Source organism: Nonomuraea insulae (assembly GCF_042656245.1).
Genome location: NZ_JBHSPA010000027.1, coordinates 369,106 through 392,254 on the forward strand (window position 1 = coordinate 369,106; position 23,149 = coordinate 392,254).

At 70.6% G+C, this 23,149-nt stretch carries 29 protein-coding genes; 11 read left to right on the forward strand and 18 right to left on the reverse strand.

All coding sequences use genetic code 11. The features are described from left to right. Window positions 1-41: 41 nt before the first annotated feature. The gene (locus ACFPZ3_RS23995; protein WP_379516453.1) at window positions 42-209 is read left to right on the forward strand and encodes a hypothetical protein; all 168 of its coding nucleotides are present in this window, start codon (window positions 42-44) and stop codon (window positions 207-209) included. On the opposite strand, the gene ACFPZ3_RS24000 is transcribed toward ACFPZ3_RS23995, so the two are convergent. Then, a complete protein-coding gene (locus ACFPZ3_RS24000) occupies window positions 203-607 on the reverse strand; it encodes an ester cyclase (protein WP_379516454.1) in 405 nt (134 codons plus the stop codon). The genes ACFPZ3_RS23995 and ACFPZ3_RS24000 overlap by 7 nt on opposite strands. 87 nt (window positions 608-694) lie before the next feature. Here ACFPZ3_RS24000 and ACFPZ3_RS24005 point away from each other — a divergent pair, with 87 nt between their 5' ends. Continuing rightward, window positions 695-1,228, forward strand: a complete 534-nt coding sequence (locus tag ACFPZ3_RS24005) for a TetR/AcrR family transcriptional regulator (RefSeq protein ID WP_379516455.1) — start codon at window positions 695-697, stop codon at window positions 1,226-1,228. Here ACFPZ3_RS24005 and ACFPZ3_RS24010 read toward each other — a convergent pair whose 3' ends face one another. Further along, window positions 1,229-2,074, reverse strand: coding sequence for an SDR family oxidoreductase (locus tag ACFPZ3_RS24010; protein WP_379516456.1), 846 nt, complete (start codon window positions 2,072-2,074; stop codon window positions 1,229-1,231). Window positions 2,075-2,247: 173 nt separating this feature from the next. Here ACFPZ3_RS24010 and ACFPZ3_RS24015 point away from each other — a divergent pair, with 173 nt between their 5' ends. Next, on the forward strand, window positions 2,248-3,048 hold the full coding sequence (locus tag ACFPZ3_RS24015) for a helix-turn-helix domain-containing protein (protein ID WP_379516457.1): 801 nt from the start codon (window positions 2,248-2,250) through the stop codon (window positions 3,046-3,048). Window positions 3,049-3,055: 7 nt separating this feature from the next. Here ACFPZ3_RS24015 and ACFPZ3_RS24020 read toward each other — a convergent pair whose 3' ends face one another. Continuing rightward, entirely contained in the window at window positions 3,056-4,411 is a 1,356-nt protein-coding gene (locus ACFPZ3_RS24020) for a M20/M25/M40 family metallo-hydrolase (protein ID WP_379516458.1), read from the reverse strand. A gap of 252 nt (window positions 4,412-4,663) precedes the next feature. On the opposite strand from ACFPZ3_RS24020, the gene ACFPZ3_RS24025 reads away from it, so the two are divergent. After that, complete coding sequence (locus tag ACFPZ3_RS24025; protein WP_379516459.1) at window positions 4,664-6,046, forward strand: aspartate aminotransferase family protein; 1,383 nt, start codon at window positions 4,664-4,666, stop codon at window positions 6,044-6,046. 52 nt (window positions 6,047-6,098) lie between these two features. Beyond that, the gene (ald, locus tag ACFPZ3_RS24030; RefSeq protein WP_379516460.1) at window positions 6,099-7,208 is read left to right on the forward strand and encodes an alanine dehydrogenase; all 1,110 of its coding nucleotides are present in this window, start codon (window positions 6,099-6,101) and stop codon (window positions 7,206-7,208) included. Here the strand turns inward: ald and ACFPZ3_RS24035 are convergent. Then, on the reverse strand, window positions 7,205-7,447 hold the full coding sequence (locus ACFPZ3_RS24035) for a VOC family protein (RefSeq protein ID WP_379516461.1): 243 nt from the start codon (window positions 7,445-7,447) through the stop codon (window positions 7,205-7,207). The two genes, ald and ACFPZ3_RS24035, sit on opposite strands and share 4 nt — an antisense overlap. Then, complete coding sequence (locus ACFPZ3_RS24040) at window positions 7,444-7,761, reverse strand: PadR family transcriptional regulator (protein ID WP_379516712.1); 318 nt, start codon at window positions 7,759-7,761, stop codon at window positions 7,444-7,446. Before ACFPZ3_RS24040 ends, ACFPZ3_RS24035 begins: the two co-directional genes overlap by 4 nt. A 61-nt stretch (window positions 7,762-7,822) precedes the next feature. On the opposite strand from ACFPZ3_RS24040, the gene ACFPZ3_RS24045 reads away from it, so the two are divergent. Further along, the gene (locus tag ACFPZ3_RS24045) at window positions 7,823-8,191 is read left to right on the forward strand and encodes a VOC family protein (RefSeq protein WP_379516462.1); all 369 of its coding nucleotides are present in this window, start codon (window positions 7,823-7,825) and stop codon (window positions 8,189-8,191) included. Here ACFPZ3_RS24045 and ACFPZ3_RS24050 read toward each other — a convergent pair. The 4 genes from ACFPZ3_RS24050 to ACFPZ3_RS24065 all read right to left on the reverse strand — a co-directional run bounded on the left by ACFPZ3_RS24050 (window position 8,188) and on the right by ACFPZ3_RS24065 (window position 11,989). Then, entirely contained in the window at window positions 8,188-9,525 is a 1,338-nt protein-coding gene (locus ACFPZ3_RS24050) for a sel1 repeat family protein (protein ID WP_379516463.1), read from the reverse strand. The genes ACFPZ3_RS24045 and ACFPZ3_RS24050 overlap by 4 nt on opposite strands. Window positions 9,526-9,628: 103 nt before the next feature. Next, window positions 9,629-10,552 (reverse strand): urease accessory protein UreH domain-containing protein, encoded by a 924-nt coding sequence (locus ACFPZ3_RS24055; RefSeq protein WP_379516464.1) that lies wholly within the window; start codon window positions 10,550-10,552, stop codon window positions 9,629-9,631. Between the two features lie 88 nt (window positions 10,553-10,640). Continuing rightward, window positions 10,641-10,928, reverse strand: coding sequence for an SHOCT domain-containing protein (locus ACFPZ3_RS24060; RefSeq protein ID WP_379516465.1), 288 nt, complete (start codon window positions 10,926-10,928; stop codon window positions 10,641-10,643). Between the two features lie 95 nt (window positions 10,929-11,023). Next, a complete protein-coding gene (locus tag ACFPZ3_RS24065) occupies window positions 11,024-11,989 on the reverse strand; it encodes an Lrp/AsnC family transcriptional regulator (protein WP_379516466.1) in 966 nt (321 codons plus the stop codon). Between the two features lie 86 nt (window positions 11,990-12,075). Here ACFPZ3_RS24065 and ACFPZ3_RS24070 point away from each other — a divergent pair, with 86 nt between their 5' ends. Continuing rightward, a complete protein-coding gene (locus tag ACFPZ3_RS24070) occupies window positions 12,076-12,951 on the forward strand; it encodes an SDR family oxidoreductase (protein WP_379516467.1) in 876 nt (291 codons plus the stop codon). Here ACFPZ3_RS24070 and ACFPZ3_RS24075 read toward each other — a convergent pair. The 4 genes from ACFPZ3_RS24075 to ACFPZ3_RS24090 all read right to left on the reverse strand — a co-directional run bounded on the left by ACFPZ3_RS24075 (window position 12,948) and on the right by ACFPZ3_RS24090 (window position 14,862). Further along, a complete protein-coding gene (locus tag ACFPZ3_RS24075; protein WP_379516468.1) occupies window positions 12,948-13,319 on the reverse strand; it encodes a VOC family protein in 372 nt (123 codons plus the stop codon). The genes ACFPZ3_RS24070 and ACFPZ3_RS24075 overlap by 4 nt on opposite strands. Then, the gene (locus ACFPZ3_RS24080) at window positions 13,303-14,067 is read right to left on the reverse strand and encodes a class I SAM-dependent methyltransferase (RefSeq protein WP_379516469.1); all 765 of its coding nucleotides are present in this window, start codon (window positions 14,065-14,067) and stop codon (window positions 13,303-13,305) included. The genes ACFPZ3_RS24075 and ACFPZ3_RS24080 overlap by 17 nt, the downstream gene beginning before the upstream one ends. A gap of 125 nt (window positions 14,068-14,192) precedes the next feature. Continuing rightward, window positions 14,193-14,648 (reverse strand): Clp protease N-terminal domain-containing protein, encoded by a 456-nt coding sequence (locus tag ACFPZ3_RS24085; protein WP_379516470.1) that lies wholly within the window; start codon window positions 14,646-14,648, stop codon window positions 14,193-14,195. A gap of 10 nt (window positions 14,649-14,658) precedes the next feature. Further along, complete coding sequence (locus ACFPZ3_RS24090; protein ID WP_181449102.1) at window positions 14,659-14,862, reverse strand: helix-turn-helix domain-containing protein; 204 nt, start codon at window positions 14,860-14,862, stop codon at window positions 14,659-14,661. A gap of 51 nt (window positions 14,863-14,913) precedes the next feature. On the opposite strand from ACFPZ3_RS24090, the gene ACFPZ3_RS24095 reads away from it, so the two are divergent. Further along, window positions 14,914-16,377: an FAD-dependent oxidoreductase gene (locus ACFPZ3_RS24095; RefSeq protein WP_379516471.1), complete on the forward strand. Its 1,464-nt coding sequence runs from the start codon at window positions 14,914-14,916 to the stop codon at window positions 16,375-16,377. On the opposite strand, the gene ACFPZ3_RS24100 is transcribed toward ACFPZ3_RS24095, so the two are convergent. Together ACFPZ3_RS24100 and ACFPZ3_RS24105 are read right to left on the reverse strand one after the other, a co-directional pair. Beyond that, window positions 16,358-17,005, reverse strand: a complete 648-nt coding sequence (locus tag ACFPZ3_RS24100) for a response regulator transcription factor (protein ID WP_379516472.1) — start codon at window positions 17,003-17,005, stop codon at window positions 16,358-16,360. The genes ACFPZ3_RS24095 and ACFPZ3_RS24100 overlap by 20 nt on opposite strands. Further along, entirely contained in the window at window positions 17,002-18,108 is a 1,107-nt protein-coding gene (locus ACFPZ3_RS24105; protein ID WP_379516473.1) for a sensor histidine kinase, read from the reverse strand. Before ACFPZ3_RS24105 ends, ACFPZ3_RS24100 begins: the two co-directional genes overlap by 4 nt. 74 nt (window positions 18,109-18,182) lie before the next feature. On the opposite strand from ACFPZ3_RS24105, the gene ACFPZ3_RS24110 reads away from it, so the two are divergent. Continuing rightward, window positions 18,183-19,931, forward strand: coding sequence for a gamma-glutamyltransferase family protein (locus ACFPZ3_RS24110; protein ID WP_379516474.1), 1,749 nt, complete (start codon window positions 18,183-18,185; stop codon window positions 19,929-19,931). Here ACFPZ3_RS24110 and ACFPZ3_RS24115 read toward each other — a convergent pair. Continuing rightward, window positions 19,921-21,375 (reverse strand): flavin-containing monooxygenase, encoded by a 1,455-nt coding sequence (locus tag ACFPZ3_RS24115; protein WP_379516475.1) that lies wholly within the window; start codon window positions 21,373-21,375, stop codon window positions 19,921-19,923. The genes ACFPZ3_RS24110 and ACFPZ3_RS24115 overlap by 11 nt on opposite strands. A 150-nt stretch (window positions 21,376-21,525) precedes the next feature. After that, the gene (locus ACFPZ3_RS24120) at window positions 21,526-21,702 is read right to left on the reverse strand and encodes a hypothetical protein (protein WP_379516476.1); all 177 of its coding nucleotides are present in this window, start codon (window positions 21,700-21,702) and stop codon (window positions 21,526-21,528) included. Window positions 21,703-21,807: 105 nt separating this feature from the next. On the opposite strand from ACFPZ3_RS24120, the gene ACFPZ3_RS24125 reads away from it, so the two are divergent. Both ACFPZ3_RS24125 and ACFPZ3_RS24130 read left to right on the forward strand, forming a co-directional pair. Next, window positions 21,808-22,593, forward strand: coding sequence for an SURF1 family protein (locus ACFPZ3_RS24125; RefSeq protein WP_379516477.1), 786 nt, complete (start codon window positions 21,808-21,810; stop codon window positions 22,591-22,593). Window positions 22,594-22,595: 2 nt separating this feature from the next. Further along, the gene (locus ACFPZ3_RS24130; protein WP_379516478.1) at window positions 22,596-22,907 is read left to right on the forward strand and encodes a DUF3817 domain-containing protein; all 312 of its coding nucleotides are present in this window, start codon (window positions 22,596-22,598) and stop codon (window positions 22,905-22,907) included. A 19-nt stretch (window positions 22,908-22,926) separates the two neighbouring features. Here the strand turns inward: ACFPZ3_RS24130 and ACFPZ3_RS24135 are convergent, their stop codons facing one another. Next, complete coding sequence (locus ACFPZ3_RS24135; protein WP_379516479.1) at window positions 22,927-23,118, reverse strand: hypothetical protein; 192 nt, start codon at window positions 23,116-23,118, stop codon at window positions 22,927-22,929. Window positions 23,119-23,149 lie beyond the last annotated feature (31 nt).

A 23,149-nucleotide genomic window follows, 5' to 3' on the forward strand; every position in this document is an offset into this window, starting at 1 on the left:
GAGAACCGTTCCGTGTCGGAACCGGAGGAGGAGTGAACCCGATGTATCCGGACTTATTCCTGTATGTCGAGCGGGCGAGGGCCCGCGAGCTGAGAGCCGACGCCGACCGTCACCGCCTCGCCCACCCCAGGGGCCCTCGTCGGTCGTGGGAGGTGCGCCTGGGCTGGGCGCTGGTGGAGACAGGCCTGCGGCTCGTGCACCGCTACTGATCGAGACCGAGCTGGTGCCGCACGGCATCCTGATCCCGGACGGCCCAGTGCTCGACGATCCTGCCGTCCCGCACACGGATCATGTCCAGGCCGCGCACCTCGTACCGGCGGCCTGAGGCCGTGTGGGTGCCCCGGCTGAGGTAGACGTTGGCCGACCGGTCGCCGTTCGTCACGTTCTGCTCGACGGTGACCGACACGTCGTGGAAGCCCGTGTCGCCGGACGCCATCCGCTCCCACTTCGCCCGCCACGCCTCCAGCCCGTGGTGATCGCCGTCCTTGCCGCCCCGGTGGTCGATCACGTCGGGGTCGATGAGGGCGAGCGCCTCGTCCGTCACCCCGTTCGCGAGCACCTCGGGGTAGAGCTCGAGCACGCGCCTGTGCACTTCGCCTGCGTCCATCGCCACTCCTGCCACTAAGTGGGGAACTCCCCATTTCCATTCCCCGGCTACACTAACCGGGGAGTTCCCCACTTGGCAAGGAGCACGATGACATCGCCTCGCCCGCTGCGGGCGGACGCACAGCGCAACCGCGACCTGTTGCTGGCCGCCGCCGCGCGGGTGTTCGCCGAACGCGGCACCGACGCCCCGCTGGACGACGTAGCCCGTAGCGCCGGGGTCGGAAACGCCACCATGTACCGACATTTCCCGACCCGCTCCGACCTGCTGGCCGCCGTCTACGCCGACGAGGTGGCCCACCTCTGCACGCGCGCCGAGGAACTACGGCAGTCCGAGTCGCCCCAGGAGGCCCTGCACGAGTGGCTCCGCCTGTTCATGGACCACATCACCACCAAACGCGACCTGGCCCTGGCCGCCACCGACCAGACCGCTCTGCACGCCGAGTGGCACCGCTCCATGCTCGACACCGCCTCGGGGCTGCTGGATGAGGCCAAGCGAGCCGGTGCCGTACGCGCCGACCTGGACGTACGCGACCTGCTCACGCTCGTCAGAGGCATCACCCTGGCCGCCACGGACCAGGCACAGGCCGAACGCCTGCTGTCCCTCGTCTCCTGGGGTGGCTGATCAGCCTGCGGCGAAGGCGGCGCGGTGGTCGTGTGCCCAGGTGGCGAACGTACGGGGCGGACGCCCCAGCACCTGCTCCACCGCCCCGGTGAGCCGCGCGTTGCCGCCCTCCGTGACCAGTTTGGCGCCACCGACCGCGATCTCGACGAAGCCGGGGTCGAGCCCCGCCGCGGTCAACTGCTCGCGGTAGACCGCCAACGGCACGTCAACCGTCTCGACGGTACGCCCGAGCTCCTTGCCCAGCACCTCGGCCATGTCGCGAGTGCCGACCAGTTCTGGCCCGGTCAGGGTGAGCGCGCTCCCTTCGTGACCGTCTGACGTCAACACCCGCACCGCGACCTCGGCGACGTCACGAGGATCGATGACGCCCTGCGTACCCTTGCCGAACATGTTGGGGATCGGCTCTCCCGCCCGAACCTGGGGCGCCCAGCTCAGCGAGTTGGAGGCGAAGCTGGACGGGCGCAGCACCGTCCAGGCCATCTCGCCCTCCCGCAGCGCCCGCTCTCCCGGCAGATGCCAGTCCCCGGCCTTGTCCTCGCCCGTACCGATGGCGGAGACCTTGACCACCTTCCGCACTCCCGCCGCCCGCGCGGCCTTCAGCATCGCCTCGTCGTGCTGGACCACCCATGGGCCGGGGGCGGTGAGCAGGAAAAGCCTCTCGGCCCCCCGCGCCACCTCCGCCAGGGACTCGTGATCGCCGAAGTCCCCCCGTACGGCCTCGACCCCCGGCAGCGCCTCGACCTTCGAGGGCTCCCTCGTCATCGCCCGTACCCGCTCGCCCCGAGCCGCCAGCAACCGGACGACCTCACTGCCGACAGTGCCCGTGGCACCTGTAACAAGAATCATGCCTACGAGGCTGCCAGCGCGCCCACCAGCACTTATAGGAATTTCCGGCACACCCGCCCACCGCTCAGGCTCCTTGCGAGACCGCTCAGGCTCCCTTGCGAGGGCTCGCCCACCGCCGCATGCCCGGGCGTCATGAGGTCCGCCCGCCGCTGTGGCCTCGGTACCGTGGGGCAATGAGCACCGAGGTCCCCATGGTCGTCCCGGACAGGTTGCGGCGACTGGTCAGAGGCGTGACCGTCCTCTCGTCGACGACGACGGCGGACGGGCCCGGAGACCGGCACCCCCTCGTACACGTCCCAGACGCCGACACCTCACTGATCTTCCGCACGACCTCAGCCGACCGCGCCGACCTGCGAGTGATCGGCCCCCGCACCCACGCCTCCTACTACGTGGGCAAGGACTTCCCCCTCTGCCTCAGAATCCGCCTCCACCCCGGCGCCGCCCGCTCTCTGCTCGGAGTCCCGGTGAACGAGCTGGTAGACCGGGTGATCTCGCTGGACGAACTGTGGGGCGCCTCATCGAACGAGCTGACCGCCACTCTCGCGGAGGCCGGTGGCGATCCGGATCTCGTCATCAAGCACATAGAGGCCGCGCTGCTCACCCGGATCGCCACCCAGTCCGGGGCGGATCTGGCACGGGGCGAACTGGTACGGGCCGCCGCCGAAGCCCTGGAGGAACGCCCAGACCACCGGCGCGAGCCCGTACCGGCCATCGCCAGGCGACTGGCCGTCAGCGAGCGCCACCTGCGCGACCTGTTCGCCGACGGCATCGGCCTGCCACCCAAACGTTTCCAGCGCATCGGCCGCGTCCGAGAGGTGCTGGCCCAAGCCGCAGGCGGCCGCCGATGGGCCCAACTCTCGATCTCGGCCGGCTATTACGACCAGTCCCACATGACATCCGAGTTCCGCACGCTGATGGGCGTCACCCCCACCGCCTTCTTCGCCGGCCGGCTACCGGCCCTGCGACCCTGCTGAGAGAGACCTACACCCCCAGCGCCGAAGGCAGGCTCAGTTCGTGCAGGAACAGGGCCTCCGTGGTAGCCACTTTCCGCAGCTCTTCCAGGTCCACCCGCTCATTGGGCGCATGGATGGCCGCATCCTCATCCTCCGCCCCGAACAGCAGGATCTCGGCGGCGGGGAACTGCTTCAGCAACGTGCTCACCAACGGGATCGACCCGCCGGCCCCCACGTCCCGAGGCCGGCGGCCGAAGGCGCGTTCCATGGCACGGTTGAGCGCCGCCCGGCCCTTTCCGCCCGCGTCCGCCTGGAAGCCGGACCCCACCGTGAAGTCCCCGAACGACACCTGCACGCCCCACGGCGCCACCTGCCGCAAGAACTCCACGATCGCGTTGACCGTCGTCTTCGGGTCCCCTGCCGGGGGTACGCGAACCGTCACCCGAGCCCGGACCGCCGGCTGAACGGCGTTGACCGCCCCGGAGACCGTGGGCACGTCGAGACCGGTGACCGTGATCGCGTAGGAGGACCACAGCCGGTCGGCCAGCAACCCCGACCCCACCAGCGACACCCCGTCGGCCACCCCGGCCGTCCTCCTGAACTCCTCCTCCGACGGCCCCTGCCCGAGGAACGACCCACGGGGCAGCCCAGGCACGCGGATGTCCCCGTTGTCGTCGTGCAGTGAGGTGATCATGCGCATGAGCGCCGCCAGCGCGTCGGGGGCGGCGCCGCCGAACGAGCCGCTGTGTACGGGCTCCCGCAGTGTGCGGACCTCGATGGTGAAGGCGGCCATGCCGCGCAGCGACGTGGTCACCGCGGGGTCGCCCAGGCGCGGGTTGCCGCAGTCGGCCACGACGATGGTGTCGGCGCGCAGCAGTTCGGGGTTGCGCTCGACGAACGCCTCCAGCCGGTCGCCCGCGTATTCCTCCTGGCCCTCGATGATGACCTTGAGGCCCACGGGGAACTGGCCCTGGAAGGTGCGCAGAGCGGTGACGTGGGAGATGACGCCGGATTTGTCGTCCGCGGTGCCCCGCCCGTACAGGCGGCCGTCGATCAGGGTCGGCTCGAACGGCGGGGTCCGCCACGAGGCCGGGTCGCCGGCGGGCTGCACGTCGTAGTGCGCGTACAGCAGCACGGTGGGCATGCCGGGCGGCGCGGGCGCCTCGCCGAAGACGGCGGGGAAGCTGCCGTCCACGGGCACCTGCTGCACGCGCGGCAGGCCGGTGGAGCGCAGCAGTTCCTCCGTCATGGCGGCGGCGGCGAACACGGGCTCCTGCGGGTGCCCGGGGAAGGCCACGGAAGGTATGGCGGCCAGCCGTTTCAGCTCCTCGACGGCCTGCGGCATCGCGGCGGAGACGGCGTTCTCGATCTGTTCAGGAGTCACGGACGGTCCCCCGGGGGTTGTTCTCAACAGTTCACTGCCTGGAAGAAGACAGTTCGTCTCATTGGATCACAACCCGCCCACGCTGCGGAAACGGCCCCGACCCGCCCGCCAAGGCACCTGCGGATTTCGTTGCCGTTACATGGCGGTTCTGCGGATCTCGATTTTCTTCCATAGTGCTGCCACCGATTCGCTTGGCAAACCGGCGGTGAGCATTGCAGACTGTGGGAAGTTCAGACACGAGGGAAGATAACCATGACGCAGCCGGAACACGACGTCCTGAAGGCCGCGCAGGACAACCTGTGGTTGCACTTCACGAGGCACAGCGCCTACGAGCAGTCAGAGATCCCGACCATCGTGCGCGGTGAGGGATCCTACATCTACGACATCCACGGCAAGCGCTACCTCGACGGCCTGGCCGGGCTGTTCGTGGTCCAGGTGGGCCACGGACGCCAGGAGCTGGCCGAGGCCGCCGCCAAGCAGGCGCAGGAGCTGGCGTTCTTCCCGCTGTGGTCCTACGCCCACCCCAAGGCCGCCGAGCTGGCCCAGCGCTTGGCCTCCCACACACCGGGCGAGCTGAACCGCGTCTTCTTCACCACCGGCGGCGGCGAGGCGGTGGAGAGCGCCTGGAAGCTGGCCAAGCAGTACTACAAGCTCGTCGGCAAGCCGCTCAAGCACAAGGTCATCAGCCGCCAGATCGCCTACCACGGCACCCCGCAGGGCGCGCTGTCGATCACCGGCATCCCGGCGTTCAAGCAGATGTTCGAGCCGCTGGTGCCGGGCTCGGTGCGCGTCCCGAACACCAACCACTACCGCGCCGACGAGATCAGCGGCGTCAAGGGCATGTCGCCCGAGGAGTACGGCTTCTGGGCGGCCGAGCGGGTGGCCCGCGCCATCGAGATGGAGGGCCCCGACACCGTGGCCGCCGTCTTCGCCGAGCCCGTGCAGAACGCCGGCGGTTGCTTTCCGCCGCCTCCCGGCTACTTCCAGCGCCTGCGCGAGATCTGCGACGAGTACGACGTCCTGCTCGTCTCCGACGAGGTCATCTGCGCCTTCGGCCGCCTGGGCACCATGTTCGGCGGCCAGAAGTTCGACTACGTGCCGGACATCATCACCTGCGCCAAGGGCATGACCAGCGGCTACTCCCCGATCGGCGCCATGATCGCGCACGAGCGGCTGTTCGAGCCGTTCAAGAGCGGCGACACGATGTTCGCCCACGGCTACACCTTCGGCGGGCACCCGGTCTCCGCGGCCGTGGCGCTGGCCAACCTCGACATCTTCGAGCGCGAGGACCTGCTCGGCAACGTCACCAGGAACGAGCCGCTGTTCCGTCAGACCCTCGACGACCTGCGCGACCTGCCGATCGTCGGCGACGTGCGCGGCTCCGGCTACTTCTGGGGCATCGAGCTGGTCAAGGACAAGGCCACCAAGGAGACGTTCGACGAGGACGAGTCCGAGCGGCTGCTGCGCGGCTTCCTGTCGAAGGCGCTGTTCGACGCGGGCCTCTACTGCCGCGCCGACGACCGCGGCGACCCCGTCATCCAGCTCGCCCCGCCGCTGGTCGCGGGCGAGAAGGAGTTCAACGAGATCGGGCAGATTCTCCGTGGCGTGCTCACCGAAGCGTGGGCCCGTCTGTGACACCCCTCAATCCGGTACGACGGCGTGCCGGTTCCCGAAAGGATCCACCGCAATGAAGATCAGCGTTCCAGCCGAGGTCAAGAACCACGAGTATCGCGTCGCCGCGACCCCGGCAGGCGTGCACGAGCTGGTGCGCAACGGGCACGACGTCACCGTGCAAAGAGGCGCGGGCCTGGGGTCGCAGATCACGGACGAGGAGTACCTGGCGGCCGGCGCGAAGATCCTCGACGGCGCCGACGCCGTCTGGGCCGGCGCCGACCTGGTGCTCAAGGTGAAGGAACCCATCGCCGAGGAGTACCACCGGCTGCGCGAGGGGCAGGTGCTGTTCACCTACCTGCACCTGGCCGCCTCCCGCTCCTGCACGGACGCGCTGCTCGCGGCCGGGACGACGGGCATCGCGTACGAGACCGTGCAGGTCGGCCACTCGTTGCCGCTGCTCGCGCCGATGTCGGAGGTCGCGGGCCGGCTGGCGCCGCAGGTGGGCGCGTACAATCTGATGCGCTTCAACGGCGGCAGGGGCGTGCTGCCTGGCGGCGTGCCGGGCGTGGCGCCGGCGAAGGTGGTCGTGATCGGCGGCGGCGTCTCCGGGCTGAACGCCGCGCAGATCGCTGTCGGCATGGGCGCCGAGGTCACCGTCCTCGACACCAACGTCGACCGGCTGCGCTTCATCGACGCCATCTACCAGGGCCGGCTCAAGACGCTGGTGTCCACCTCGTACGCGATCGAGCAGGAGGTCCTGCGGGCCGACCTGGTGATCGGCGCGGTGCTGATCCCCGGCGCCAAGGCCCCGACGCTGGTCTCCAACGACCTGGTCGCGCGCATGAAGCCGGGCTCGGTGCTCGTCGACATCGCCATCGACCAGGGCGGTTGCTTCGAGGACTCGCGCCCGACGACGCACGCGGAGCCGACGTACAAGGTGCACGAATCGGTCTTCTACTGCGTGGCGAACATGCCGGGCTCCGTGGCCAACACCTCCACGTACGCCCTGACCAACGCGACGCTCCCGTACGCGGTCAAGCTGGCCAATCTGGGCTGGCGCGAGGCCATGAAGGCCGACGCCGGCCTCGCGGGCGGGCTCAACACGCATGACGGGCGGCTCACGAACGAGCCGGTGGCGCAGGCGCTCGGCCTGACGTACACGCCGGTCGCCGAGTTCGTCTAAGAGGGAGAGGGAGGGTACGGCCGCGCCTCCGTGCCCTCTACGATCTCGTCAGGGGTGAGCTGCTCCCTGGCCGTCGTGACCGCCCAGCGGTGCCCGAACGGGTCGCGCAGCACGCCGTACCGCTCGCCCCAGAACATCTCCCGCACCGGCATCTCCACCTCGGCCCCGGCCGCGACGGCTCGCGCGGCGCCCCGTACGAACAGATGCGGGCACAGGCCCTGCGGTCGCAGTGAGCTCACGTGATCAGCCCTGCCTCTCTTGCCGCCGTCACCATGCGCGCCAGCAGCGCGGCCTCGTTGCGCGCCGCGCGCTCGCCCTGCGGCGTCAGCTTGTAGTAGCGCCGTCTGGCGTCGTGCGGCGCGGCCGGGTCTCCTTCGTCGGACTCCTCGACCAGCCCGTCGGCCACCAGGCGGCTGATCGTCCGGTAGAGCGTGCCGGGACCCAGCCTGACCGCGCCGTCGCTGACCTCCTCCACGGAGCGCATCACCGCGTAACCGTGGCCTGAGCCGCCGGCCAGCGCCAGGAGCACGTGGAATCCGGCCGCCGTGAGCATGATTGACACGATAGCACCACAATGGTTATATCCATCATGGATACAACCTAAAGGGGGAGCGATGGCGCTCAGCATCAGCCAGGTCAACATCTACGTCGAGGACCAGCAGCGGGCGGTCGACTTCTGGACCGGCAAGCTGGGCTTCGAGGTCACCACCGACCTGCCGTACGGGGAGGACCGCTGGGTCGAGGTCCAGCCGTCCGGCGGCGGCACCCGCCTGGTCCTCAACAAGGCCGACCCCGCCGGGCCCACGCCGGCCAAGGACATGCCCAACTACGTGATGTTCCAGGCCGACGACATCGTCAAGGTCCACCGGGAGCTGGCGGCGCGCGGCGTGGAGTTCACCCAGGAGCCGTCGGAGCAGCCGTGGGGGTGGTCGGCCGTCTTCAAGGACGACGACGGCAACCTGTTCCACCTCGGCCAGGGCTAGCGCACACCTAGCCGGCGCCGCAGGTCGCGGGCCGTGGTCAGGACGTGCTGGAGCTCGCCCGGGCTCGGCCACGGCGCGCTCCCCGGGCGTACCAGCGTGCCGCGTACGGACGCCAGGTGCTCGACCGCGCTCGTGTGCACCCCGCTCCGCTCCGCCAGCCACGCCAGCACGTCGGAGTGGTCGTGCAGCGGCCTGGTCACCAGGTCCCATGTGCCCAGCACCTCGGCCAGCTCGGCCACGGCCAGCGGCGCGCCGCCGGCCCGTGCCGTGGCGGCCGCGGCCAGCTCCGCCCTGGCGGTCAGCTCAGGCTCGGCGGGACGGCCCCAGGCGGCGGGCGGCGGATCGGACAACCACTCCTGCGCCTCCCCGTGCTCGCCGGCCACCGACAGCAGCCCGCCCAGCTCGACCGCGGCCCCGTGATGCCCGGCCCGCGCCGCCTGCCGGAACCAGTGCTGCCCGCCCGCCAGATCCCCGAACTCGGCGATCAGCAGCAGGCCGTAGTCGTAGGCCGCCTCGGCGTCCCCGCCGGCCGCCGCCCGGCCGAACCAGTGGCTGGCCGACGCCGTGTCGCCCAGCTCCACGCAGACGAACCCGGCCATGCGCTGGTCCTCCGCCCGCCCGGCGTTCGCGGCCTGCTCGAACCAGGCCCGCGCGGTGCGCAGGTCGCCTCTGGACAACGCCACCCCGCCGAGCCGCGAGGCCGCGCCTGGATGCTCGCTCTTGGCGGCCAGCCGGTAGTAGGCCTCGGCGCCCTCGGGGTCGCGGCTGGCGTGCAGGTAGAGGCCCAGACAGTAGGCGGACTCGGCGTGGCCGCCCCTGGCCGCGCACTCCCACCAGCGCACGGTCTCCACCTCCTCGCCCGCGCAGTACGCCAGGAAGCCCAGGTCGTGGGCGGAGGCCGCGTCGCCGTCGCCGGCCGCCCTGCGGTGCCACTCGCGTGCCGCGCCCAGCTCGCCCGCGTCCTCGCACATCAGCGCCAGCCTGCGGGCGGCCGTCCTGGACCCGGCCGTGGCCGCGCACTCGAACCAGACCCTCGCCGCCCCGGCGTCGCCGCGCTGCTCCAGCAGCAGGGTGGCCAGGTTCGTCGCGGCCTCGGCGTCGCCGGTGCTCGCGGCGGCCTCGTACCAGGTGACGGCCTCCTCCAGGCTTCCGTGCTTCTCATGCCAGATGCCGAGGTTGTACGCACTGTCGACGTTGCCGCCCGAGGCCGCCCGCTCCCACCAGTGCCTGGCCGCCACACGGTCGCCGTGCTGGGCGTAGAGCTTGCCGAGCCGGTGCGCGGCGTGCGCGTCGCCCGCCCGCGCGGCGGCCATCAACTCGGGCTCGTCTCCCACGCGCGGTGCCGGTACGGCCGGTGCTGTCAGCTCTCCTTGCCAAGCCATGGCGACAGACTGGCACGTGATCGCCCGATCGCGAACCGTAATCGCCGACAAGGCCTCAGACGAAGTTGATGAGGCCCGTGTACATGCCCATTCCGCAGACGTAGCGCAGCGAGCCGGGCCGCTGCGGCGGCAGCCGTACGGTGGCGGGCAGCGCGACGTCCCGCCCGCCGATCGAGACGGTGCCGGTGCAGCCCTGATCCACCAGCTTGAAGATCACCTCGACGGGTACGCCCGCCCGCGCCGTCACCATGGCAGGCCGGTATCCCTCGCGTGTCGCCCACACGGTCACCGACCGTTCCCCCGGGCCTGACGCGGCGGGGGCTTCGGGGACGTGGATCCAGCCCCCCAGATTGACCCCGGCTCCGACCGTCCAGAGACCGGCCGCGATGGCCACGACCCCGGCCAGCCGAGCGAGTCCGGTTCGGGAGACGCGCCGCAACACGTACCCGAGCAGTGCGAACGCCGGCGCGGTCCCGGCCACGAACCCCGCCATGACCGCCGCCCCCGCCACCGGCGAGCCGCTGGAGATCGCGATCATCTCCATGCCGAGCGTCACGCCGCAGGGCACCAGGATGGTGGCCGCGCCCAGCAGGGGCGCCTTGTACCTTCGCGGAGCCGCGGGCTGCGCCTTCGCGCAGCCGGCGGGCCTCCGCCGCATGAGCCTGACCGCGAAAACCACGACCATGAGGCCCGCCGCGACGAGCAGCACCGCCCGCGCCTGGGGCGGCAGGCTGACGGCCGAGCCGAGCAGCCCGAGCAGCGCCCCCACGACGGTGTACGAGGCCAGCCGCCCCACCAGGAACCAGCCCACCAGCGCCGGATCGCGCCCATGGCGGCCGTCGGCCAGCCCCATGAGCAGCCCGCCCTGCACCGCCGTGCACGTGGCGGTCCCGGCGACGAGCCCGGCGGCGACTCCACCGGCGAGCAGGCTGGCGGACTCCGCCGGAAACAGGCTGGCGAACTCCGCCGGGAGCAACATATTCGCCCCCTTTTCACGAAGCCCTATACGAACGTAGCGCCGGTTCCATGGATGCGGCCAGTGACAGTTGTTGCACCCTTAGTAACGTTTATGCGGAACCGCCCCTGAGAACGGAGACCTTTTCGAAGTACTCGTCGTCGGTCATCTCGCCGCGAGCGTAGCGTTCGGCCAGGATCTGCTCGGCCGACGCCGTGGGTGAGGCGGCCGCGGCGGGAGACGGGGTGTGCCCGCGGCGCGGTCCCCACCAGCCCCGCCGCCAGCCTGTGACGGCCGCCGCGATGAGCGCGACCCAGAGCAGGCCCCAGACGATCGGGAAGATCGGCGAAAAACCGGCGCCGGCGCCCCAGTGCGGTGCCCAGAGAGCGATCGTGTTCATGTCTCCTCCTTTGACGTGGTACCTCAAGGGTCCGCCGGAGGAGGGCGCGGCGAATCGCACGCCGGGCTCTGTTCGCGCTGCACCCGGGGGAGTGCTCAGGCGGGCCGGCCGTACGTCAGCGGGGGTAGCGCCCCGGTGCGTTTCATCGTCCGCAGGACGGGGGCCGTCTCCAGCGTCTGCACCGCGTCCAGGGTGCTCACCCGCTCGGTGAGGTAGCGGTACAGGTCGTTGTTGTCGCGGCAGACGGCGGCGGCGAGCAGGTTCGTGGGGCCGGTGGTGACGGCGGCGAAGGCGATCTCCTTGTGCCCGGCCAGCGTCTCGGCCACGTGGAGCAGCCCCGAGGGGCGGACGGACATCCACAGCCGGGCCTCGGCGCGGTACCCGAGCAGCCTGGGGGAGTGGTCGAGCTGGACGATCAGCGCGCCCGACGTTCTCAGCAGCCCGAGCCGGCGCTTGACCGTGGCCTCCGACCAGCCCGTGGCCCTGGCCAGCTCTGAATACCCCGCCCGGCCGTCTCCCGCCAGCACCTCGATGAGACGGTGGTCCTCCTCCTGCAGGACGATCCCGTCCCCTCGGACCGGCGGCGGGCACAGCAGGTCTGCCTGCTCGGGCGTCAGCGCGGCCAGCCCCTGCCAGCCGTCCGGGAGGGCGAAGCCGCGCAGGAGCGAGTGCGCGGTCATGCCCAGGACGCGGCTCGTCCTGGGCAGCCGCTCCAGCAGGACCGCGTCGGGGGACTGGGTGAAGCAGGAGATCTCGGTGCCGCCGGACAACACGTGCACCCAGTACGTGTCGGGCCGTCGTGCCAGAGCCTCGGCGATGGTCGTGCCGGCGTCGGGAGTGCAGCGTACGCGGATGGTCCACGGCTCGTACCCGAGGAGCGAGCCGTCGAGCCCGCCCACCACCCTGATCACACCGGCCGCCGTCAGCCTGCGGTAACGGCGGGCCACGGTCTGCTCGGAGACGCCCAGCACGCCGGCGATCCTGGCGAAGGGCGCCCGGCCGTCGATCTGCAACGCGTGAACCAGTCCCCGATCTGTGGCATCGAGCGTGGCGGATTCCATCTCGCCAGATTAGGCGAATGGAGGAAATCCTCCGAGATGCCACGAAATATTGGGCTTCATCGTGCGGCTGACCGACCCTTGACCACATGATTCTCGTGACAGGCGCCACCGGAAACGTCGGCCGCCAGGTCGTCCACCAGCTCACCGAGGTGGGCCACCCCGTACGCGCCCTGACCAGAAACCCCGCCACCGCCGGCCTCCCGGAAGCCGCGCAGGTCGTCAAGGGCGACCTCGAATCCATCGGCCAGTGCCTGGAGGGTGTGGAGTCGGTGTTCCTCATCTGGCCGTTCCACACCGCCGACGCCGCGCCCGCCGTCGTCGCCGCCATCGCCCGGCATGCCCGCCGCGTCGTCCTGCTCTCCTCAGGAGCGGTACGCGACCAGCCCGACTCCGCCGTGGGCCTGTCGCACAACGAGGTCGAACAGTGGGTCGAGCAGTCAGGGCTGTCCTGGACCATGCTCTGGCCCAGCACCTTCGCCGCCAACGCCCTCTGGTGGGCCGACCGAATTCGCGCCGGGAACGTCGTCCACGGCGCCTTCGGCGCGGTCCCGATGGCCATGCTCCACGAACGCGACCTCGCCGCCGTCGCCGTGCGCGCACTCACCTCGGACGGTCACGACGGCATGCGCTACACGCTGACGGGGCCGCAGGTGCTGACCCAGGTCGAGCAGGTACGCATCCTCGGGGAGGCGATCGGGCGGCCGTTGCGCTGGCAGGAGCTCTCCCGCGAGGCGGAACGCCGCCGCCTGCTGGCCGACGACACCTTCCCGGACTCCTTCGTGGACCCGCTCCTGGACGGCTACGCCCACATGCTCGACAGCCCGCCCCCGGTCGTCACCACAACCGTCTCAGACATCACGGGCCACCCGGCCCGCACCTTCGCCCAGTGGGCCACCGACCACGCCGCTGCCTTCTCGCAGGGACCCGCCACCGAAGTACGGCGGGACACCTCCTGGGGTTAGGCCAGACAGAATTCGTTGCCCTCCGGGTCGGACAGCACGACCCAGTCGTCGTGGGTGGCCAGGAGTTTGGCGCCGAGAGCGATCAGCCGGTCGATCTCCATGTCCTGGTCGTCGGCGCGGAGGTCGAGGTGGAGCCGATTCTTGACGATCTTGCGTTCCGGCACCCGCTGGAACCACAAGCGCGGCGACCCACCCTCCACCAGCACCGTCGGATCGTCCTCGGGGGAAAGGACGCCCTCCCCGCGCAGCCGGGCGAGCTCCTCCTCGTCGTACGGCGCGACGGCGTAACCATCGAGCGCCTCCGCCCAGAACCGGGCCAGGGACGCCGGATGCCGGCAGTCGACTACAAGGTCATGCAATCTGGCCACTGGGTCGCCTCGCTTCGATGAGAAACCTTGATGAATGGGCCACGAACGGACCTTCTGCCTCGATCAGAGAGTGCATCTCGCGCAGTTTCTCTTCGTAGCGTGCGACCGAGAACCCGGGCACGATCCAGATCACCTTCCGCAGGAAGTAGATCACCGCTCCGACGTCGCGGAACTCCATGCGCAACCGCTCGGAGCGCAGGTCCACGACCTCCAGCCCGGCGGACTCGGCCGCCGCCCTGGCCTTGGCGGGGTCGCGGCCCGAGCCGTCGCTGGGCCCGAGGAAGAAGTCAACCAGCTCGAACACGCTCCACGGCCCGACCTGCTGGGAGAAATAGCAGCCACCGGGACGGAGCACACGGGCGATCTCCGACCACCACGTCTCCACCGGATGGCGGCTGGTCACCAGGTCGAAGACCCCGCCGATGAAGGGCAGGCGCGGCGACTCGTCGTCGGCCACCACCCAGGCCCCGCGCGGACGCAGCCGGGAGGCGGCCAGCTTCAGGTTGGGCGGCCACGACTCGGTGGCCACGGTCACCGGCGGCAGGGTGGGTACGCCGGCCAGGATCTCGCCCCCGCCGGTCTGGATGTCGAGCGCGGCCCGCGCCTTCGCCATGCGCCGGGCCAGCAGTCGGGCGTAACCCCATGAGGGGCGCTCCTCGGTCGCGCGGCCGTCGAGCCAGGAGAAGTCCCAGCCTGCCACGGATACGGAGTCGGCTTCCTGGACCAGATCGTCGTACGTGTGCCGCATCCCTCGACGATCTCAGTGGCCCGCCCGGACGTACAACCAAATTTCGGTCACGCGGGGTGCAGCCTCACGCGAGGCGTCCGTGCTGGGCGGCAGCCTCACGCGAGGCGTCCGTGCCGGGGGCGGCCTTACGCGAGGCGTCCGTGCAGGGCGGCGCGGTCGAGGCCGAGTTGGTCGATGAGTTGGGCGACCGGGTCGGGACGCTTCTGCGCCAGCAGGTTGAGCGCCAGGTGTCGTGGCACCTGCGCCTCCCTGGTCTTGACGGTCGTGGCCCTGATGGCCTGGTTGAGCACCGCACGAGCGCTGGAGGTGAGCGCGGTGGCGGGCACCGGCGGATGTTTGCGCGGCGTGGCGGGAAGGTCGCCGACCTCCACGCCCAGCATGCGCAGCGCCGCCCGGTCGAGCTCGTCCAGCGCCGCCCGGGCGGCGGCCAGGTCCACGCCGATCGTCCGGGCGGACTCCTCGTGGTGGAGGAGGCCGAGCAGCAGGTGCTCCGTGCCCAGCCGCCGGTCGCCGCGCAGCCTGGCCTCCTCGAACCCGCCCTTGACGATCACCGTCACCGCGCTCTTCTGTTTGCCGAACATGGTCAGCCCCTCACTTCCCGTATTTGGCGTGAACCGACTGCCGCGACATGCCGAGCGCGTCGCCGATCTGCTCCCAGGTCCAGCCCTGCTCCCTGGCCAGCGCCACGGACACGGCCTCGACCTGCTCGGCCAGCCGGTGCAGGGCGCCGACCGCCCGCAGGCCCATCGCTGGGTCGTTGGCCCTGATCCGCTCGGACAGCTCTGTTACGTCCACGGTGTCAGGCTAGCTTGACAGGAGAGATTTTGTCAATCTAGCCTGACAGGCATGGAAGATGTGCTGATCGTAGGGGCGGGACCCGTGGGGCTGATGCTCGCGTGCGAGCTGAGCCTGGCCGGTGCCCGCCCGATCGTGCTGGAGAAGAGGGCCGAGCCGAGCGAGCTGCCCAAGGCCAACGGGCTGGGCGGGCAGATCGTCGAGTTACTCGACCACCGGGGGCTGCTGGAGCGGTTCAGCGCGGGCAGCCCGTTCTCGGGCCGGGCGCCGGGCTTCCCGTTCGGGCCGGTGCCGCTGAGGTTCGCCGAGATCGACGACGTGCCGCTGCGGCTGCTGCTGCTCCAGCAGCCCCGACTGGAGCACCTGCTGGCCGAGCGGGCGCGCGAGCTCGGGGTCGAGATCAGGCGGGGGTGCGAGGTGCGCTCGCTCTCCCAGGACGAGGAAGGGGTGACGGCGGAGGTCGGTGACGGGCAGATCAGGGCCAGGTACGTGGTCGGCTGCGACGGCGCACGCAGCCTCGTACGCGAGCAGGCCGGGATCGCCTTCCTCGGCACCACCGACGAGGAAGGGCTGCTGGTCGGTCACTTCAAGGCCGCCATGCGGGTGTTCGAGTCCCTGGAGGGGGACGGCCTGCAGCCGGGCTGGAACCGGCGGCGGAACGGCCGCGTCCTGCTCACCTCGCTCCGTGACGGGGTGCTCATCGCCGGTGTACGGGAGGGGGGCCCGGTCGCGGAGGGGCCCGTCACCCTGGCGGAGTTCCAGGCGGCCGTACGGCGTGTGCTGGGCAGGGACCTGCCGCTCGGGGAGCCGATCTGGCTGTCGAGCACGGTCGCGCAGGCCAGGATCGCCGAGCGGTACCGGGTCGGGCGGGTGTTCCTGGCGGGGGATGCCGCCCACCTGTTCCCGGCGGGTGGTTCGGCGCTCAACGTCGGCATGACGGACGCGGCGAACCTCGCCTGGAAGCTGGCCGCCCGGCTGCGTGGGCGGGTGCCGGAGGCGCTGCTGGACACCTACGAGAGCGAGCGGCGGGCGGTCGGTGAGCGCACGCTCATGCAGACCCGGGCGCAGGCGGCGATCGACCGGGTCGAGGGCGAGGACGGCGCCGCGCTGCGCGACCTGCTCGCCGAGGTGTTCGCCTTCGAAGCCCCGGCCCGCCACCTGGCCGGCCTCCTCCACGACTCCGGCATCCGATACGACTCCGGCATCCGGCACGACTCCGGCTCAGGGGATGCCCGGCATCCGCTGGTCGGGCGGTTCGTGCCGGAGCTGGCGCTGGCGGGCGGAGGCCGGGTGGCCGAGTTGATGCGCGAAGCCCGGCCCCTGCTGCTCGACCTGGGCGGCGGCGCCACGCTCGACGACGACTGGATCGACGTGGTCAAGGCCCACTGCGACGCCCCACCCGCCGACGCGCTGCTGATCCGCCCCGACGGCTACGTCGCCTGGGCAGGCACCGACGGCCTGCCGGAGGCGGCCGAGCACTGGTTCGGCACAACCCTCACAACCAGCCGGGCTTGACCAAGCCGGACTCGTAGGCGATCACGACGAGTTGGGCGCGGTCGCGGGCGTGGAGTTTCATCATGGCCCGGCTCACGTGCGTCTTGGCGGTAGCCGGTGACATGAACAGCTTGGCCGCGATCTCGTCGTTCGTCATCCCGGTCCCGACCAGGCAGAGCACTTCGCGTTCGCGATCGGTGAGCTGGTCGAGGCCGTCGGCGACGATGGGTTCCTTGGCGCGGGTGGCGTACTCGGCGATCAGGCGCCGGGTCACGCTGGGCGACAGCAACGCCTCTCCCGCCGCCACCACCCGCACGGCCTGGATCAGCTCGGCCGGCTCGGTGTCCTTGACCAGGAAGCCGCTGGCGCCGCCGCGCAGCGCCTCGAAGACGTACTCGTCCAGCTCGAACGTCGTCAGGATGATGATGTGCGGCCCCGGCGGCATCTGCCGGGTGGCGGTCAGGCCGTCGGTGCCCGGCATGCGGATGTCCATGAGCACGACGTCCGGCTGGTGCTCGCCCGCCAGCCGGACGGCCTCCGCGCCGTCGGAGGCCTCGGCCACCACGGTCATGTCGGGCTGGGCGTCGAGCAGCGCCTTGAAGCCCGCGCGGACCAGCGCCTGGTCGTCCGCCAGCAGCACGTTGATCATGAGGTCTCCTCGGGTAGGGGCAGCCTGGCCTCGACCTGGAAGCCGCCGCCTGAAGGTCCGGCGACGAGCGTGCCGCCAAGCGCGGAGGCCCGCTCGCGCATGCCGGGGATGCCGTTGCCGCTGCCCGATTCCGACAGTACGGCAGGGGTGGTGGCGCCGGTGTCGGCCACCTGGACGATCAGTTCCTTCTCGCCGTACTCCAGGCGCACGCTCACGGAGGAGCCGGGCGCGTGCCGGCCGGCGTTGGTGAGCGACTCCTGCACGATCCGGTACGCCGCCCGCTCCACCTGGGACGGCAGCGGCCGGGAGCCGACGCGTTTGAGCGCCACCTCCAGCCCTGAACGCTCGACCAGTTCGTCGAGCCGGTCGAGCCCGGCGGTCGGGGAGCGGGGGGCGCCCTCGCGCAGGACGTTCAGCACGGAGCGCATCTCGCCGAGCACCTCCTTGGAGGCCGTCTTGATCGTGGCCAGCGCGGTCCTGGCCTGCTCGGGGTTGGCGTCGATGAGGTGCAGAGCGGTGCTGGCCTGCACGTGGATGAGCGAGATGTTGTGCGCGAGCACGTCGTGCAGCTCCTGCGCCATGGTCAGACGCTCCTCGCTGGCCTGCCGCCTGGCCTCCTCCTCGGAGATCCGCTCCCGCTCGGTACGCCGCTCACGGACGATCCTGACCAGCTCGGCCACGACCATCAGCAACATGATGGCGGTCAGCATCCACACGCTGTGGAAGAGGTCGCTGTTGCCGACCAGCCACGCGTAGCTCACGAAGGACAACAGGGTCATGCCGGCCATGAACCAGGCCATCAACCGTTTACCCCGCGTGACCAGGAGGAACAGCATGACCGCCGGGCTGATGAAGGTGGGGCCGTAGGCGTAGCCGCCGATCAGGAACAGGTCGCACGCGCCCAGCGCGACGGCGGTCGTGATCAGCGGGAAGCGGCGGTGCACGAGCAGCGCCAGCGGGCCCACGAACAGCAGCGCGTAGGCATAGGGATCGAGTGGCTCGCGGGTCTCCCGCTGCCCCCAGGAGGCGCCCTTGGAGATCACCAACTGGCCGGCGGCCACGATCAGGGCGAGATAGGGGTCGAATCCATACTTCCTGCGCACGCCCCCCACGCTAGATGAGCCCTCTGACCAGCGCATCCTCCCTGCGTGTGAGGGGGCCCTACCACGATGGGGGTATGTGGGTCATCGTGGACACCATGCGCCGTGTGATCATTCCCGCAGCAGCAGTCCTTGTCACGCTCGTGCCGGCACCCGCCGTACAGGCCGAGCCTCAGCAGAAGTCCCCCGTGGCCGAGGGGTACGGCGGCGCCGTCGCCACCGTCGACCTCGACGCCAGCAAGGCCGCCATCTCCGTGCTCAGGAAGGGCGGCAACGCCGTGGACGCCGCGGTCGCCGCCGGAGCGGTGCTGGGCGTCACGGAGCCGTACTCGTCGGGCCTGACCGGCGGCGGCTTCATGGTCTACTACGACGCCAGGCAGCGAAAGGTGTTCACGATCGACGGTCGTGAGACCGCGCCGCGGGCCATGACCGCGACCACGCTGGAGGGCATCCCCTTCGAGGAGGGCGTCACCAGCGGCCTGTCGGCGGGCATTCCCGGCACGGTCGCGAACTGGGACCTGGCCCTGCGTAAATTCGGCACGATCCCGCTCAAACAGGCCCTCCAGCCGGCGATCGAGGTGGCCTCCAAGGGCTTCGTGGTGGACCAGACCTTCTACGACCAGACCGCCGCGAACATCGCCCGCTTCAAGGACATCTCGACCACGGCCCAGCTCTACCTCCCGAACGGCGCCCCGCCGCCCGTCGGCTCGGTGTTCAAGAACCCCGATCTCGCGGCCACCTACCGTGAACTGGGCAAACGCGGCCCGAGCTGGCTCTACGACGGCGGGCTCGGCAAGGAGATCGTGGCCACCGTCAAGCGGCCCCCGGTCACCCCCGGCAGCACCCGCAACGTCCGGCCCGGCCTGATGGAGCTGTCCGACCTGCGCGCCTACCGCGCGCTGCTGCGCGAGCCCACCAAGGTCTCCTACAACGGCATGGACGTGTACGGCATGGCCCCGCCCTCCTCCGGCGGCTCGACGGTCGGGGAGGCGCTCAACATCCTGGAGGCCCTGCCACAGGTCGGCGTGCACGAATACCTGGAGGCGTCCAGGCTGGCCTTCGCCGACCGCGGCGCTTACGTCGGCGACCTGCCAGGCGTGCCACTCAAGGAGTTGTTGTCCGACGGCTTCGCCAAGGAACGCGCCTGCCTGATCGGCGACAGGGCCCTGACCAGCCCGGCCGCGCCCGGCGTCCCCGACGGCACGTACGGGCCCTGCGCCCAGCCCACCGGCGCCTCCACTCCCGTCGCCAAGGAGGGCCCCGAGACCACCCACCTGGTCATCGCCGACCGCTGGGGCAACGTGATCGCCTACAACCTGACCATCGAGTCCACCGGCGGCAACGGCATCGTGGTGCCGGGCCGCGGCGTGCTGCTCAACAACGAGCTGACCGACTTCACCTTCGGCCCGGCCCCCGGCGACCCGAACCTGCCCGGCCCCGGCAAGCGGCCGCGCTCGTCGATGGCGCCGACGCTGGTCTTCGAGCACGGCAGGCCGGTGCTGGCGGCCGGTTCGCCCGGCGGCTCCACGATCATCACGACCGTGCTGCAGATCCTGGTCAACCGGTACGAGTTCGGGATGAACCTGCCCGACGCGCTCGCCGCGCCGCGCGCCACCCAGCGCAACACCGCACAGACGCAGGCCGAGCCCGCGTTCCTGACCGAGCACCAGGCGGAGCTGGAGGCCAAGGGGCACGCCTTCGCGCCCAACCCGGAGATCGGCGCCGCCACGGCGCTGGAGTTCCTGGGCCGGGGCCGCATCCAGGCCGTGGCCGAGCCGGTGCGCCGCGGGGGCGGCAGCGCGATGGTGGTCTCCTCTAGTAGATGAGCTCGTACGCGCCGGGCTTCACCCTCCGGGTACGCGCCCAGTACTCGAAGCTGAAGCCCGGCCAGATCGTCCGGTTCACTCCGTTCTCGTCCAGATACCAGGAGCGGCAGCCGCCCGCGTTCCAGACCATGGGGTCGAGCCTGCGGCGCAGCCGGTCGTTGAAGGCCCGCTGCGCCCGCGGGGTGACGTCCACGGCTCTGGCCTGGGTGCGGGAGAGCAGGCGCAGGCATTCGACGACGTACCGGACCTGCGACTCGATCATGAAGACGACCGAGTTGTGGCCGAGGCCGGTGTTGGGGCCGAGCAGGAAGAACAGGTTGGGGAAGCCGGAGGTGGCGATGCCGTAGTACGCCTCGACGCCGTTCTTCCACGCGTCCTGGATGGTCAGGCCGTCGCGGCCCACGATGCGCTGGTCGGTCAGCGCGTCCACCACCTTGAAGCCGGTGCCGTAGACGATCGCGTCGGCCTGGTGCTCGACCCCGGCCGCGTCCACGAGCGAGCGCTCCCGGATCTCGGTGATGCCTTCGGTGACCAGCGTGACATTCTCCCTGGTCAGAGCCGGGTAGTAGTCGCTGGAGACGAGGATGCGCTTGCAGCCGATGAGGTAGCCGGGGGTGAGGGCGCGGCGCAGCTCCGGGTCGGGGACCTGGGCGCGCAGGTGGTGCAGGGCGAGCCGCTCGTGGGCCTTCATCAGGCGCGGGTCCACGGCGAAGCCCAGCGCCCTGCTCTCCAGTGCCCAGTAGAGGCCGTCGCGCAGGGTCCTGGCCGCGCCGGGCAGGCGCAGGAGCCGCCGGGCGGCGGGGGAGAAGGAGAAGTCGGGTTTGGGGTGGATCCAGGGGGCCGAGCGCTGGAAGACGGTCACGTGGCGGGCGGTGGGGGCGAGCTGGGGGACGAACTGGACGGCGGAGGCGCCGGTGCCGACGACGGCGACGCGCTTGCCGGTCAGGTCCGCGGAGTGGTCCCATGCGGCGGAGTGGAAGGCGGGCCCGGCGAACGACTCTTGCCCCACAATTTCCGGAAATTTCGGTATGTGGAGGGCGCCGATGCCGGAGATCACCGCGTTGGTGCGGATACTGGCGCCGTCCTCCGTGGTGACCGTCCAGGTGCGGGCGGCGTCGGAGTACTCCAGGGAGGTGACGCGCTTGCCGTACCGGATGTGGGGGAGGATGCCGTGCCTGGTGGCGCAGGCGCGCAGGTAGTCCTGGATCTCCTCGCGCGGCGAGAACATCCGCGACCAGTCCGGGTTGAGCGCGAACGAGTAGGAGTACATGTGCGACGGCACGTCGCAGGCGCAGCCGGGGTAGGTGTTGTCGCGCCAGGTTCCGCCCAGTTCGGCGGCCTTCTCCAGAATGACGAAGTCGTGGTAGCCGGCTTCCTTGAGCTTGACGGCCATGCAGATCCCGGCGAAGCCGGACCCGACGATCACTATCCCTGGCTCATCCACTGCCCCTCCCGGGGGTCTTATTGGACTCTGAATCCAATGTAGTGAGCGCTGCCCGTTCGGGCCAGAGTGATACCCGTCACGCCGGCGGAAGGGCCCGGGAACGACGAAACCCCGCCACGGCCTCCGCGGCGGGTGCTGCTGTCGGCTGTCTTACTGGAGCAGCAGGAAGGCGGCGACGCCGACGATCACGATGACGGCGACGACCGCGATGACGATGGGGACGATGGGCGACTTCTTGGGCTTGGCCGCGACTTCCTGCTCGCGCGCGTTGGCGAAGGCGCGGAAGGCCTGGGTGTTGCCCGCAGGGTCAATGTGCTGGTCAGACATGGGCAGCAGCCTAGCGTGAACGCCTGCGCTGTTTGTGCCTTTTGGCGGCATCTATAGGCATGGGCTGATTAGGGGACCGCCCCACCGGGCGGATAGCTTTGAAGCATGCTGAGGACCCTGCTCTCGCCTCGTCTGATGGGGCTGCACCTGCTCACGATCGGGGTCCTCGTCGCGTTCATCCTGCTCGGCCGCTGGCAGCTCGGAGTCTTCCAAGATTCGGGAAAGCCGCACGTCTCGTCGGATCCCGCGCCCGTCGCGGTCTCCACGGTGACAAAGGTGGGGTCCCAGCTCGACGGCGAGGTGGCGAGCCGCAGGGTCACGGCCGAGGGCGTCTACGAGGCGGGAAGCCAGCTCCTGGTCGCCGACCGTCCGGCCGACGTCGACGCCCCCGGCGGCAACGTCTCGCGTGACCAGGGCTTCTGGGTGCTCACGCCGCTGAAGCTCGACGACGGCTCGCTCATGCCCGTCATACGCGGCTGGGTGGCCGAGGCCGGCGACCCGGCCGTGGCCGCCGTGCCCCAGGGCAGGGTCACCGTGGCCGGGCGGCTGCGGCCGCAGCAGGGCACCGACAGCGTGCAGCGGCGCGCGGAGGGGCTGCCCGCCGGCCAGGTGCAGACGGTCTCCACGGGTGAGCTGGTCAACCTGTGGAGCGGGCAGCGGTTGCGCAGCGGCTTCGTCGTGGCGCAGCCGCCCTCGGGCTCACTGACGCAGGTCAAGGCGGCTCCACCGGTCACCGGTGGCACGCTGACCTGGCGTAATCTGGCTTATGCGGCAAACTGGTGGATCTTCGCCGGATTCGCCGTCTTCATGTGGTTCCACTTCGTCCGCGATGCGGTGCGAGCGGATCGGGACCGCGGCACGTCGTCCCCTGAGATGGTTCTGGAAGGTTAACGGTGGAATCGGCTCTCAAGCCCTTCCGGGTGCTCGCGTATGTGGTGGGCGTCATGCTCCTCGTGCTCTGCGTGGCCATGGTGCTGCGCTACGGCTTCGGCGACGCGTCCATGTCGAAGGTCATCGCCCCCATTCACGGCGGGCTCTACATGATCTACCTGATCGCGGTCATGAATCTGGGCATGAAGGCACGCTGGGCGTGGCCGTACATGCTCGGCGTCATGCTCGGCGGCACGGTGCCGTTCCTGTCCTTCTACGTCGAACGAAGGGTGACCCAGCGCGTGCAGACGGCGCTGGCCGCGGCGGAGGCCTGAGGCCCCCGCCGCGAAGGGCTCAATGGCCGATGCCGCGCCTGCGGGCCCTCTTGAGCCTCTCGCGCTGCGACGGGTCGAGCATCATGTAACCGACCACCGGAGCGGCCACCACGCCGAGGACGACCAGCAAGGTAACCCATCCAGGCAAGAAGATCAGCGAGAACAGAACCGCGGCTCCCGCGGCAATGGCGTACTTCTGTACTGGTGACATCCTCAACTTCCTCCGAACGCGGAGCGCACGC